Below are 13,563 nucleotides of genomic sequence, written 5' to 3' on the forward strand. Positions count from 1 at the left end.
TCCTCGTCTTCCCCACAAGGACAGCCCCATGACCACCGCTTCGGCCGTATTCCCCGCACCCCACCCCCTCCCCCTCGACGCAGTCGACCTCACCGACCACGACAACTTCACCGACGGCACGCTGTGCTGGCGGATGTTCGACACACTGCGCCGTGAGGACCCCGTCCACTGGCAGCCGGAGGCCGCGCCCGACAGCGGCTTCTGGGCCGTCACCCGGCACGCCGACATCGTGCGCGCCGGCCGCGACCCCGACACGTTCACCTCCACCCGGTTCACCAACCTCGAAGAGGTCGACGAGCGGCACCGCGAGGCCCGCCGCTCCCTCCTGGAGACCGACGGACCACGCCACCGGGCCATGCGCAGGCTGTTGCAGCAGGAGTTCACTCCGCGTGCCGTCGCCACGTACGAGGTGTTCCTCCGCGGGCTGACCGCACGGACCCTCGACGCGGCGCTCGCCAAGGGCCGCTTCGACTTCGTCCAGGAGGTCGCGGCCGACATCCCGATCAACGTCCTCGCCCGGATGCTCGGCGTCCCCGAGCACGACACCCAGCGGCTGATCGACTGGGGCAACCGCATCATCGGCAACACCGACCCGGACTACGCGGACGTACTGCTCGGCACCGCGGAGAGCGAGCGCTACCGTGACCTGCCCTTCCGCAGCCCCGCGGCACTGGAGGTCTTCGCGTACGGGCGGGAGCTGGCGGCGCGGCGCCGGACTGCCGGCGGCGACGACCTGGTGAGCCGGCTCGTCAACCGGACGCCGCCCGACGGGGTGCCGCTGTCGGCGCGGGACTTCGACAACTACTTCCTGCTGCTGGTCGTCGCGGGCAACGAGACCACCCGGCACGCCATCTCGCACGCCATGCTCGCCCTGATCAACCACCCGGAACAGCGCGAGAAACTGCGCCGCGACCCGTCCTTGATGCCGGGCGCCGTCGAGGAGTTCCTGCGCTGGTCCTCCCCCGTCCACCATTTCCGACGCACCGCCACCCGCGACACCGAACTGGGCGGCAGGCGGATAGCGGAGGGCGAGAAGGTCGTCCTCTGGTTCGCCTCGGGCAACCGCGACGAGACGGTCTTCGACGCCCCGTACCGCTTCGACGTCACCCGCACCGCCAACGACCACCTCACCTTCGGCAAGGGCGGTCCGCACTTCTGTCTGGGCAGCTCACTGGCCCGGCTGGAGCTGCGTGTCATGTTCGAGGAACTCCTCCCCCGCCTCTCCGACGTCCGCCTCACCGCCGAGCCCCGGCGCGTCCGCTCCAACTTCGTCAACGGCCTCAAGACGCTGCCGGTCGAGATCACCTTGGCGTAGGAGCCTGTCCCGTGACCGCGTGCGTCCGGGAGCGCGCGCCGCAGGACGCCGGGCGGGAGCGACGGACGGGAATGACGGGCGCGATTGACGGGCCGGAATCAGGAAAACCGTGCCGCGCACCCGCCGCGATCGACAGGATGAGGGCATGGGTCATGAGGACGTGGGTCGGGGCCGGATGTGGCCGATCGTGGTGCGGCATCCGGAGGATCCGGTGGAGGCGGTCATGGAGGCCGACGCGCGCGACGCCAAGCTGGAGACCGCGGCGATACTGGTGCGGGGCCCGCTGTTCGGGGTGGCCGCGCAGGACGCCGGCCAGGCACCACGGTGGCGGGTGGTGGTCGCGGTGGACGCCGGCTGTCCGCAGCAGGCCCGGGACAGCCTCAACTCGTTGCTGTGGCGCCGCGCGAAGGACGAGGCCCAGGACCGGGAGGAGCGGCGTGCCCTGCTGGCGGCGGTCGCCCGGCTGGAGAGCGAATGCGTCGACGAACTCACCGTGCTCACGACCCGCTACCGGATCGTGCGGGCGGAGGAGTACGCGGGGACGGGTCCGGACGGCATCGAGCAGCCCCGCCCGACCGACCCCGAACCCACCGTGCCCGACTGGAGCCGCAGCGCCAGGGAGCCGATCGACAGCGGGCTGGTGCTGGATCCCGAGGCGCCGGTCACGCCCACCCAGGCCGCGGAACGCCTGATGCTGCGCGGCCTGGCGTACAGCGGCGTCCGGTTCCCCGAAGACGTGCGCGCCGACTCCCGTGGGGCGTTGAAGACCCACCCCGACGTGATGTTGCTGCCCACGGCCTTCAGGGTCGTGGAGCGGAACGACTCAGGGTGGGAATCAAGCAGTGGCCTGCACCCCAGTGCGCACGCGGCCCGCAGGTCGCTGGACTTCGCCCTGACGTGGTTGCAGCCGCGCCTGAAGGGGCTCATCCCTTGGGACGCCGACAACATGACCACCGATGCCCGTACGGTGGCTGCCGAGGGCACCGACCCTGCCGCCGGGGAGCTGGCCGAGTACGTCCGGGCCGCTGACCGGCTCCGGGCCGAACGTGTCAACCAGGTCGAGGTCAGGGGTACGGTCCATCGGATCTGCCGTGCCCGCCGGCTGCTGCGCTGGGGTCCGGACGGGCCGGAAGGGGCACGCCCGTCCGACGCCAACAGTCATCCCCCGGAGCGCATGCACCCCCGTATCGATGAGGACGGCACCATCCATCACGAACAGGAGAACGACGCGCCGTGAACGTCTGCCGTCCGGGACGCGCCTCACCCGACCGTCCCGGACGGCCGACTTCGGAGGAGTTTCGAGGAGAGCCGCGGCGGACCTACGGCGGCTATCCCCATGTCCGGGCCTTCCGCAGGAGATGGCCGTGGAGCAGGGACAGGTCGGGGTGGCACAGGCTTCCGTCCCGGGTGGCGAGGTAGAAGGTGTTGATGGGCGGGATCTCGGGCTCCAGCAGTTTGACGACCTCGCCTTGCCGGAGGGCGTCGGCCGCCAGGTAGGTGGGCAGTACGGAGATCCCCGCGGAGGACTTGACCGCGGCCAGTACCCCCCGCAGGTCCGGGATGACGACGGAAGGCGCCGAGGTGGGGCGCACTCCGAAGACGGTGAGCCAGTAACGGCGGATGATCGGCAGCGACTCGGCGTAAGCGATCAGCGGATACTTGTCGAGGACGGCCGCCGGCCCCTGCTTCATGATCTGCCCGGGCGGTACACCGTCGGCCAGTTCGGGGGAGGCGAGCATCGCGAACTCCTCGTCGACCAGCGTCGTGGCGCTGATCCCGCGCAGCCGAGGCCGGACGGTCGACAGGACGAGGTCGTAGTCACCGGCCGTCAGGCGGTCCAGGAGGTCGTCGGCGAGACCGAAGCGGAAGTTGATCCGCAGACCGTCGGCGATGAGATCGCTGACCGCTGCCACGACACGGGAGGTGATCAGCTCCGCCGGCCCGCCGACACACAGCGGACGGCTCTCGGAACTGCCGCCGAAGAGCCGCTCGACCACGCCCCCGAGGGCATCGACCGGTCCCTGCACGTCGCGGATGAGCAGATCGGCGGCGCAGGTCGGGACGACACCCTGGGGAACGCGTTCGAAGAGCACCTTGCCGAACGTACGTTCAAGATTGCGGACCTGGTGCGTGACGGTCGGCTGCGAAAGCTCCAGACTCTGCGCCGCCTTGGTGAAGGAACCCAGACGGTAGACGGTCACGAACGTCCTGAGCCAGCTCAGTTGCACGACCATGCTCGGCGCCCCCCGCGCTTGCCCTGCTGATGCCTGCGTCCCCCGGAGCGGACTCGGCTGATGACTGGTACGGCCTCGCTGCGTGGTGATACATGGTGCGCGAGGATGCCAGGCTGGGCGTTGGGGGGCTGCCGGGATCCTCGCAGCTATGGTGCGGCACAAGGGGCGGCCGCGTCGGCGACGCACGGGAAGTCGGTGCACAGGGCGACGAATATACGTCTATGGGCCTACCTCAGCAGGTCCGGGAGCACGAGAAGCGGTCGTACCCGTACCGGCCCTGTGACAACATCCCGGGACGACGGTGCGGGCGAGCACCGAGGTCAGGAGGAGGCGGCCGCCAACTGCTCCAGCACCAGCTCGGCGACCCGCACCGCGGAAGCGGGGTTCTGGCCGGTGACGAGCCGCTGGTCGGCTACGGCGTGCGCGGCGAAGTTCCCGGCTTTGGTGATCTTCGCGCCGCGCTCGGCGAGCTTGCTCTCCAGCAGGTAGGGCACCACTTCGGTCAGTCCGACGGCGGCCTCCTCCTCGTTGGTGAAGGTCGAGACCTGCTTGCCGTCCACCAGGTACGAACCGTCACCGAGCCGGACATTGACCAGCCCGGCCGGGCCGTGGCAGACCGCGGCAACGACACCGCCCTGCTCGTAGATCCCGGCGGCCAGCTCGGCCAGCACCTCCGACTCGGCCAGGTCCCACATGGCACCATGTCCGCCCGCGTAGAAGATGACGTCGTAATCGGCGGCCGTCAGGTCACCGGGAGCGGCGGTGGCGGACAGGGCGGTCTCGATATCCGGGTCGGCGAGGAAGTCGGCCTGCACCTGGTCTCCGGGGTCGAAACCGTCCTGCGGCGGGGCACCGCCCTGTACGGACACGAAGTCGAGGTCGTACCCCGCCTTGCGGAAAACGGCGGCAGGGTGCGCCACTTCCGGGATGTAGAAGCCGGTCTTTCGACCGGTGTCGCCGAGGTGGCCATGGCTGGTGAGTGCGAACAGTACCTTCTTGGTCATGACATTTTCTCCGGTTGACGAGAGGTTACGGATGAGCCGGTGGACGCGTTCGGCTCCCGTCCGTCGAATGTAGGCATCGGGGCAAGTCGGTCGCCAATAGCGGGTTTCATGCCCCCCATAGAGATGTGTATGAGGTGTGATGAGACGTGACGAGGTGCCGACAGGGCGCGCTGCGGCCGGGCGGGTGGCCCGGTTCTCCGCGGATGCCACGGAATTGGGCAGGCGCGAAGAGCACATTCTTCGGGATATCGAGACATCAGGACTGCGGGACATCGGGACATCGGGACTACGGGATTGCGGGAGTGCGGGACTGCGGTCTTGGGCGACCGGTCATTGCCCGTTGCACTTCGGCCGTCGATTACGGTCACCGCTCCGGGTGCTTCAGGAGCAATGCGGCCATGCGGTCCCCGAGTTCGGCGGACGACTGCGGGTTCTGCCCGGTGACCAGGCGCCCGCTGACCACCACGTGCGGCGACCGGTCGGGAGCGGCGGAGAAGCTCGCACCGGCCTCCTCCAGCGCGGTCTGCAACGGGAACGGTACGACGTCGGCCAGCCCGCGCATGCTCTCCGACGCGTTCGAGAACGCGGTCAGTTCGCGGCCGGCCACCAGGTGGCTGCCGTCCGAGAGCGTCAGGTCGACAAGCACCGCGGGACCATGGCAGATCGCCGCGAGGACCCCGCCGGACTCGTACACCTGCCGGCCGATGGCGTGCAGCACCGGGTGCCCCCGGAAGTCCCACATCGTGCCGTGCCCGCCGACGTAGAGCACGCCCGCGTAGTCGCCCGGTTCCACCTGTTCCGGCCTCGGTGTCCGGGAGAGCCGGCCGCCGCCGTCCGGGTCCGCCATGAAGGCCCGCTGGGCGGGGTCGGCGGGATCGTGGCCGACGACCGGCGGCCGGCCGCCCCGTACGGAGACGAAGTCCACGGTGTGGCCGTCGGCACGCAGCCGGTGCCAGGGGACGGCGGTTTCCCCCAGATGGAACCCCGTGGGAGAGCCGGTACGGCCCAGGACCTCATGGCTGGTCAGGACGAAGAGCACCTTTTTCGCGGCCTGCATGGCCGGCATCACGGGCATGACGAACTCCGGGTGAGGACGGCCACGGTGAGGCCGGCGACGAGGGTGGCGAGGAGGAGGACGGTCAGCATGGGCCGGTAGCCGAGCTGCGCGGCGGCGAGCTGCCCGGCCGACGCGCCGATGAACAGGACGAAGGTGTTGACCGCGCCCGCCGTCCCGCGCGCATGCGGCGCGAGTTCATGCAGCAGCCCGACGAGCCCCGGCACGATCAGACCGGTGCCGGCCACGAAGATCACGCTGACGCCGATCAGTACCCCGGTCAGGGCAGTGGCCTGCGCCAGCAAGGCCAGCAGCAGTCCGGCCGCCGCCGTCAGGTACCCGGCGACGGCGAGCGTACGCGGCCCCTTTGCGCCGAACCGGCGGTTCACCAGTGGCCCCGCCAGGAGCCCCACCGCCCCGACCGCCTGCACCAGCAGCAACTGGTCCGCGTCGTACCCGGACGTCTCCCGCAGCTCCCGCTCCAGTACCGCGTAAAAGGCGACGAAACTCCCGAACACGGTCAGCGCGGACCCGAACACCGCGGCGGGCCCCTTGGTACGTACGAGCCCCGACGCCGCCTTGGCGACCTCGCGGGCCGAAGCCGCCGAACCGGCCGAACCCGGCGGCAGCAGTCGCCACAAGATCGCGGCGGCCACCGCGTACACGATCGCCGCAGGCCAGAACGCCGCCCGCCAGTCGGCGTGCTCCGCCATCAGCTGGCCGAACACCTGCCCGGCGATGCCCGCCCCCAGCAGGCCGGTCGTGAGAAGAGAGAGCGCGACCGGCCGTCGGGCGGCAGGCGCCCGTTCGGTCACGTACGCGAGCGCGGCGGGCGCGAAGGTCGCGGCCGCGAACCCCTGTAGGACGCGCCCGGTCAGGAACCAGCCGAAGTCCGGGGCAGCGGAAGTCACTGCGGTGATCACGGCCGTGGCCAGGGCGCCGGCCGCGAGTACGGGCCGCCGCCCGACCCGGTCGGACAAGGGCCCGAAGACCAGGAAGCCGATGGCGTAGGCGAAGGAGAACGCAGCGCCTGTCCAGGCGGCGGACGCGGCGTCGACGCCGTAGGCGGTCCGGACACGGCCGGCGATCGGGATCGCGAGGTAGAGCTGCGCGGGGATGGCGAAGGCCATCGCCACCAGCAGCGCGAGCTGAACGGAGAATCCGGGCCGTCGGCGGTGACGGGGGCCGGGGCGAGTGGGGCGAGGGGTGGTGGCGGTGAGCATGCGGGTCCTCTGGTCCTCTTGAGAGAGCCGAGCGGTCGGGTGGTCCGACTCGGACGTGCGGGGCGGCAGGCAGCGGAGCGAGCGAGCCGTACGGGGGCCGCGCAGGAACGGAACGCGGCCCCCGACTGCCGCAGTGGCACCGCGCAGGGGAACGCGCGCTGCCCCGTTGACGTTGCGGGCGGCTGGGTACGGGCAGCAGCAGCCCGGCCTGTGTGCGCATGCCCGTACCGGGCCGCAACCGCCCCTTCGGGCGGCCCCCTTTGACCGGTGCCTCTCTGGTCGGCGCCTGTGTGAAGCAGAGCCTCAGACGTCGGCCAACAGAGCCTCGACCCCGCCCAGTTCCAGCCCCTCGATCCCGTACCGAGCCGCTTCCGACCGATGCTCGGGTGTCTGATACCCCCACTGCGCCCATCGGGCCCGGACCCCCACCGCCGCCACCTTCCGTACGTTGGGCAGGTTGTCGTCCACGAACGTCACGGCGTCCAGCGGCACGCCCCGTCGCGCGCACGCCCTCTGGAGGGCCGCCGCCTTGTCGCGGCACTCTCCGAAGACCTCGGCAACGGTCTGTTCCAGGCCGTTCCGCCTCAGGATGGAGCGGACCGAGGGCTCGTCCTTCGCCGTCACGACGACCACGTCCCCGGTGCGCCGCAGCAGTTCCGGCACGCCGGGATACAACGTGTGCAGCCCGAGCCAGAAGTCCGGCTCCGCCGCCCGGAACCACTCCCGCGCCTCCGACGCCGCCGTCGTGAACCGCTCGACGCGCTCCCTCGGCAGCGAGCCGAAGAGCCGGTCGAAGTCCGCCTGTGAGGTGATGCTGTCGGCCTCGGGCAGATGAGCCACCAGAAAGTGGTCCAGCAGCCGCGCGTAGTCCCGCACCGCGCGGAACCGCTCGGTGAACGCCCCGGGCAGCCGCTCCAGCTGCCCCGGGCCGGGCACGGTCCGGTCGTGCGGACGTTCCCCGAGCCAGGTGACCAGGGCGCATTCTTCCAGGGCGTCACAGATGACCCCGTCGAAGTCGAGCGCGAGCAGGCCCTCGCGGGTGCCGGCCCGGTCGGGACGGTACGGGTCCGTCCCGACGACGGTGTGGTGGCTGCGGCCCATCAGGCGCTGTCCTTCTCCGCGATCTTCTGCGCGGTCTCGAACACGGCGCGCATGAACGCTCCCATGTACCCGTAGTACGAGCAGGTGATGATGTTGCCGTCCACGATGACGTCGCTCTCGACGACCTCGGCGCCCGCGTTGACCACGTCGTCGCGCAACCCGATGTACGCGCATGCCTTCCGGTTCCGCAGCACTCCGGCGCTCACCATGATCCAGGGCCCGTGACAGAGCCCGGCGACCACCTTGCCCGCCTCGGCCATGCCCGCGACGAAGTCCAGCACGCTGCGGACCTGGCGCACCCGGTCCGGCGCCTCGTGACCGCCGGTGAGGATCACGGCGTCGTACAGGTCCACCGACAGGTCCTCGTACGCGATGAGCGGCCGTGCCGTCTTGTCCATCGGCAGCGGGACGCCGTACTTGCCGGTCGTCGGGTCGCCGTTCTTGGTGGCGATGTCGACGTGCCAGCCCTCTTCGAGAAGGCGGTAGTAGGTGAAGACGACGTCGTGGTCCTGGAAACCCTGGCCGGTGATGATGACAGCGCTTTGAGACATTGCTACTCCCCCGTGGTTCTTACTCGCTCGCTACTGGCTGCTGGCTGTTTTCCGCTTGCTTCTCTGCTTCGCGACTCGCTGCTGTCAGGCGGTCCGGGCCCGGGCGCTTGCGACGCTGACGCACAGATACTGCTTGTCGGTGTGCACCCGCCGGGCGTCCTCCGGACGGCCGGTCAGAATTTCCAGGTCCGCATAGACAGCACCGGACACGCAGAGCGGAATGTGGAACAGGTCCTCCGCCCGCCGCCGGTAGAACACGTCCATGCCGGTACGCAGCTCGAACCGGAACCGCCCGTCCGGGGTGCGCGCCCGCATCCGCGTGTGCGGAAAGGACAGCACCTTGCGCATCGGGTGCTTCGACGCGTCGAGAGAGTTCGACTCGTACGCCGTCCCGGCCCGGTTGTAGTCGTCCTTCAGCCGCATCAGGTCGAACTTGTTCCGCGGCGACTCGACCTCGATCAGTTCCAGCGGTTCGTCGCCCGCGTTCCGCGTTCCGTGGAACGCTCCGGGCGCGATCCGTACGATGCTGCCCTGCCGCAGCGGAATGGAGGTGCCGTCCAGACCCGCCGTCACGCCCTGGCCGCCCAGGCAGAGCAGGTACGTGAGCTTGCGCGGGTGCAGATGGACGGAGGTGCTGTGCGGGGCGTCGATGTGCAGCGCCCAGCAGTCGAAGAGCTCGTCCACGTAGGCCCGGTACTCGTAACCCCAGGGCTTGGGAATCACCTCGTCCAGATGCGAGTCCTCGTCGAACTGCTCGTTCCCGAAGCGGGCGCCGCCCCGCAGCAGCCGCTTGAGTTCGGCGATGTCCGCGGGCCCCGCGTCCAGGCGGGCAAACCGGTCCTGGCCGTCATGGGACGTGTTCTGAACGATTGTTGTCGCAGGCGTGATCGCCATGTTTTTCTTTCCCCCGTTTAACTGTCGCCAATTACCGAAAGCCCCACCTGGAGCTGCACGGCAATCTCAGCGCCTCAACTGAAGCAGCGAGCGCAACGAAGGTCAAATAGGAACTTCTGGCGGGGGCCATGAAGATTCCTTGTTGACGGGAATCTGATGTTCCGGCACCCGCCGCCACCAGGAACCCCTAGCCGAAACGGTCGACCCACGCCGGCCACCGAACGGCCAACTGGCCAAAAACACTGCTCCATCAATGCCCGCTTACCGCGCGACCAGGCCCCCGGGAAGTGGCCGCCATCGGACAACAATCCCTACCGCAGGCCGCCCGACCCGGCAAGACCGCACAGCCCCCCCCGCCAGGCCGTGAGTGCGGGACTGACCCTGGTGCGCGACACCGACGACGCGGCGCCACGCCGTCCCCGAGGCTCCTTCTTCTGCGATCTTGCAGGTCACCAATTCCCCGCGGCGAAAGATCTCGACCGAGGCGCGCAGGAAGGATTTTTCGAACGGCGGACACGGCTAGGGTTGGGCCTCTCTTCGGCTAGCGGAGGTGCCCGGACGGTGACCGACAGCTTTGTTCATCTGCACAATCACACCGAATATTCCATGCTCGACGGCGCGCAGAAGCTCAAACCCATGTTCGCCGAAGTCGCACGCCAGTCGATGCCCGCCGTCGCGATGAGCGATCACGGCAACATGTTCGGTGCCTATGAGTTCCACCAGGTGTCCAAAGGCTTCGACGGCGTCAAACCGATCATCGGCATCGAGGCGTACGTCGCCCCGTCCTCGCGCCGCCACCGTAAGCAGGAATTCTGGGGGCCGGGCGGGCAGCGCGCCATGTCGGACGACGGCGAGGGATCGAAAGACGTCTCCGGCGGCGGCCGGTTCACCCACATGACGATGTGGGCCCGGAACGTCCAGGGACTGCGCAACCTCTTCTACCTGTCCACCGAAGCCAGTTACAGCGGACAATTCCCGGCCGGCAAGCCCCGCATGGACATGGAGCTGATCGGCGAGCACGCCGAGGGCATCATCGCGACGACCGGCTGCCCGTCCGGCGCGATCCAGACCCGGCTGCGGCTGAACCAGTACGCCGAGGCCCGCGAGGTCGCCGCCGCCTACCAGGACATCTTCGGCCGCGAGAACTACTTCCTGGAGCTGATGGACCACGGCCTGTCCATCGAACGGGACGTCCGGGACGGGCTGCTGCGCCTGGCCGAGGACCTGGACATCCCCCTGCTGGCCACCAATGACGCGCACTACATCCACGAGGACCAGGCGGACGCCCACGACAACCTGCTGTGCATCGGCGTCGGAAAGAACAAGGCCGACGAGAAACGCTTCAGGTTCCAGGGCGGCGGTTATTACCTGAAGACCGCACAGGAGATGCGCGCCCTGTTCTCCGAAATTCCCGCAGCGTGCGACAACACCCTGCTGATCGCGGAACGCATCGAGTCGTACAACGAAGTCTTCGACTACGTCGACGAGATGCCGCAGTACCCCGACGTGCCCGAGGGGGAAACCCAGGAGTCGTGGCTGCGCAAGGAGGTCCTGAAGGGCCTCGCCACACGCTACGGCGATCCCGTCCCCGCCGAGGTCATGGAACGTTTCGAGACCGAGATGACGGTCATCGGGCCCATGGGATTCTCCAGCTACTTCCTCGTGGTCGCGGACATCTGCAAATACGCGCGTGACAACGGCGTGCCGGTCGGCCCGGGACGCGGTTCGGCCACCGGTTCCATCGTCGCCTACGCCACCCGTATCACCGAGCTGTGCCCCCTGGAGCACGGCCTGCTCTTCGAACGGTTCCTGAACCCCGAGCGCATCAATCCGCCGGATGTCGACCTCGACTTCGACGACCGCCAGCGCGACAAGATGGTGCGCTACGTCACCGACAAGTACGGCGACGCGTTCACCGCCATGGTGAACACGTTCGGCAAGATCAAGGCCAAGAACGCGATCAAAGACTCCTCGCGCATCCTCGGCTACCCGTTCAGCCACGGCGAGCGGATCACCAAAGCACTGCCGCCGGACATCATGGGCAAGTCCATCCCCCTGGACGGCATCTTCGACCCCGAGCACCCGCGGTACGGCGAGGCCGGCGAGATCCGGCAGATGTACGAGAACGAGCCGGACGTCAAAAAGGTCATCGACACGGCCAAAGGCGTCGAGGGCCTGACCCGCGGCACCGGCGTGCACGCGGCCGCGGTGATCCTTTCCAAGACCAAGCTGACGGACCGCATCCCGCTGCACATGCGGGCCGCCGACGGCGTGAAGATCACCGGCTTCGACTATCCGTCCTGCGAGGCCATGGGCCTGGTCAAGATGGATTTCCTGGGACTGCGCAACCTGGGCGTCATCGACCACGCGCTGCAGAACATCCGCGAGAACCGCGGCGTCAAGCTGGCCACCGTCGACCCGATGGACGGCGATCCCGGGAAAGTCGTCATCCCCCTCGACGACGAGAAGACCTTCGAACTCCTCGGCCGCGGCGACACCTTCGGCGTCTTCCAGCTCGACGGCGGCGGCATGCGCGCCCTGCTGAAACTGATGGAACCCTCGCGATTCGAAGACATCGCGGCGGCCCTCGCCCTGTACCGGCCCGGCCCGATGGCCGCCAACGCGCACACCAACTACGCGCTGCGGCAGAACGGCAAGCAGGAGCCGGACCCGATCCACCCCGAGCTGAAGGAAATCCTCGACCCGATCCTGGGCTCCACCCACCACCTGCTCATCTTCCAGGAGCAGATCATGGCCATCGCCAGGACCCTGGCCGGGTACACCCTCGGCGGCGCCGACATGCTGCGCCGCGCGATGGGCAAGAAAAAGCCCGAAGTGCTGGCCGCGGAGTGGGAGAAGTTCCACGCCGGCATGCGGACGAACGGCTACTCCGAGGAGGCCGTCAAGGCCATCTGGGACGTCATGCTCCCGTTCTCCGGATACGCGTTCAACAAGTCCCACACCGCCGGGTACGGTCTGGTCTCCTACTGGACCGCCTACCTGAAGGCGAACTACCCGGCCGAATACATGGCCGCACTGCTGACCTCCGTCGGAGACGACAAGGACAAGGCGGGCATCTACCTGGCCGACGCGCGCAAGCTGGGCGTCACCGTCATGCCGCCCGACGTCAACGAGTCCGTCGCGGAGTTCGCGGCCATCGGTGACGACGTGCGTTTCGGTCTCCGCTCGGTACGCAATGTCGGCGACCACGTCATCGAAACCATCATCGCGGCCCGTAAGACCAAGGGAAAGTTCGCCTCCTTCGCCGATTTCCTCGACAAGGCCGAGCTGCCCGCGCTCAACAAGCGGGCGGTCGAATCCCTCATCAAGGCCGGCGCGTTCGACTCCCTCGGCCATACCCGTAAAGGTCTGACCGCCGCGCACGAACCGGCCATCGACGCGGTCGTGCCGCTCAAGAAGGCCGCCGCCTACGGACAGGACGACCTGTTCGCCGGACTGGGAGGTGACGAAGGCGGCGGGGACACCGGATTCGGCCTCGACGTGAAGATCGACGAGAGTGAATGGCCGCGTAAACAGCTGCTCTCCACCGAGCGGGAGATGCTCGGCATGTATGTCTCGGCGCACCCTCTGGACGGCACCGAGCACATCCTTTCCGCCAACCGGGACACCACCATTCCCGAGCTGGTGGCCTCCGGCCGCACCGAAGGCGTGGTGCGCCTGGCCGGACTGATCACCAGCGTCCAGCCGAAGACGACCAAGCAGGGCAACGCCTGGGCGATCGTCAATCTGGCCGACCGTGACGGCACCATCGAGGTGCTGTTCTTTCCCGCCACCTACCAACTGGTCGTGGGCGCCCTGGTCGAGGACAGCGTGGTGTCGGTCCAGGGACGTGTCAACGACCGTGACGGCGCGATCAGCATCTTCGGGCAGGAGCTGAACGTCCTCGACATCACCTCGGCGGAACGCACCGGAGCAGCACCCGTGCAGCTCAGCCTGCCCTATCACCGCGTCAACGGGCCCACGCTCAAGGAACTGAAGCGCATCATGGGGGCGCACCCCGGGGACAACCCCGTCCACCTCGCGGTACGCGGAGTACAGAAGACGATCGTGTACCAGCTCCACACCAGGGTGAACCCGGCCACGCTCGCCTCCGAGATCAAGGGCTCCTTCGGGCCGGACGCGTGGCAAGGCGTGGTGTGAGCGGGCCGGACCGCACGGACGAAGAG

At 68.7% G+C, this 13,563-nt stretch carries 10 protein-coding genes; 3 read left to right on the plus strand and 7 right to left on the minus strand.

Going from position 1 to position 13,563, the window contains the following annotated elements; translation table 11 throughout:
• Positions 1-28: 28 nt before the first annotated feature.
• Both AB0A97_RS24275 and AB0A97_RS24280 read left to right on the plus strand, forming a co-directional pair.
• Positions 29-1,315, plus strand: coding sequence for a cytochrome P450 (locus AB0A97_RS24275; RefSeq protein ID WP_361153546.1), 1,287 nt, complete (start codon positions 29-31; stop codon positions 1,313-1,315).
• 145 nt (positions 1,316-1,460) lie between these two features.
• Positions 1,461-2,552 carry a DUF5954 family protein gene (locus AB0A97_RS24280; RefSeq protein WP_361153549.1) on the plus strand — a complete coding sequence of 364 codons (1,092 nt, stop codon included), beginning with the start codon at positions 1,461-1,463 and terminating at the stop codon, positions 2,550-2,552.
• Positions 2,553-2,643: 91 nt separating this feature from the next.
• On the opposite strand, the gene AB0A97_RS24285 is transcribed toward AB0A97_RS24280, so the two are convergent.
• The 7 genes from AB0A97_RS24285 to AB0A97_RS24315 all read right to left on the minus strand — a co-directional run bounded on the left by AB0A97_RS24285 (position 2,644) and on the right by AB0A97_RS24315 (position 9,376).
• On the minus strand, positions 2,644-3,549 hold the full coding sequence (locus AB0A97_RS24285; protein WP_361153552.1) for a LysR family transcriptional regulator: 906 nt from the start codon (positions 3,547-3,549) through the stop codon (positions 2,644-2,646).
• A gap of 320 nt (positions 3,550-3,869) precedes the next feature.
• Positions 3,870-4,553: a type 1 glutamine amidotransferase domain-containing protein gene (locus tag AB0A97_RS24290; RefSeq protein WP_361153554.1), complete on the minus strand. Its 684-nt coding sequence runs from the start codon at positions 4,551-4,553 to the stop codon at positions 3,870-3,872.
• Positions 4,554-4,917: 364 nt separating this feature from the next.
• Positions 4,918-5,628, minus strand: a complete 711-nt coding sequence (locus tag AB0A97_RS24295) for a type 1 glutamine amidotransferase domain-containing protein (RefSeq protein WP_361153556.1) — start codon at positions 5,626-5,628, stop codon at positions 4,918-4,920.
• Entirely contained in the window at positions 5,619-6,830 is a 1,212-nt protein-coding gene (locus tag AB0A97_RS24300) for an MFS transporter (protein ID WP_361153559.1), read from the minus strand. Before AB0A97_RS24300 ends, AB0A97_RS24295 begins: the two co-directional genes overlap by 10 nt.
• Positions 6,831-7,133: 303 nt before the next feature.
• A complete protein-coding gene (locus tag AB0A97_RS24305) occupies positions 7,134-7,931 on the minus strand; it encodes an HAD family hydrolase (protein WP_361153561.1) in 798 nt (265 codons plus the stop codon).
• A complete protein-coding gene (locus AB0A97_RS24310) occupies positions 7,931-8,482 on the minus strand; it encodes a type 1 glutamine amidotransferase domain-containing protein (protein ID WP_361153564.1) in 552 nt (183 codons plus the stop codon). Before AB0A97_RS24310 ends, AB0A97_RS24305 begins: the two co-directional genes overlap by 1 nt.
• An 84-nt stretch (positions 8,483-8,566) precedes the next feature.
• Positions 8,567-9,376: a cupin domain-containing protein gene (locus AB0A97_RS24315; RefSeq protein ID WP_361153566.1), complete on the minus strand. Its 810-nt coding sequence runs from the start codon at positions 9,374-9,376 to the stop codon at positions 8,567-8,569.
• Positions 9,377-9,937: 561 nt separating this feature from the next.
• On the opposite strand from AB0A97_RS24315, the gene dnaE reads away from it, so the two are divergent.
• On the plus strand, positions 9,938-13,537 hold the full coding sequence (gene dnaE / locus AB0A97_RS24320; RefSeq protein WP_361153569.1) for a DNA polymerase III subunit alpha: 3,600 nt from the start codon (positions 9,938-9,940) through the stop codon (positions 13,535-13,537).
• Positions 13,538-13,563 lie beyond the last annotated feature (26 nt).

The sequence above is a fragment of the Streptomyces sp. NPDC045470 genome, assembly GCF_040646595.1.
Taxonomy (GTDB): Bacteria; Actinomycetota; Actinomycetes; order Streptomycetales; family Streptomycetaceae; genus Streptomyces.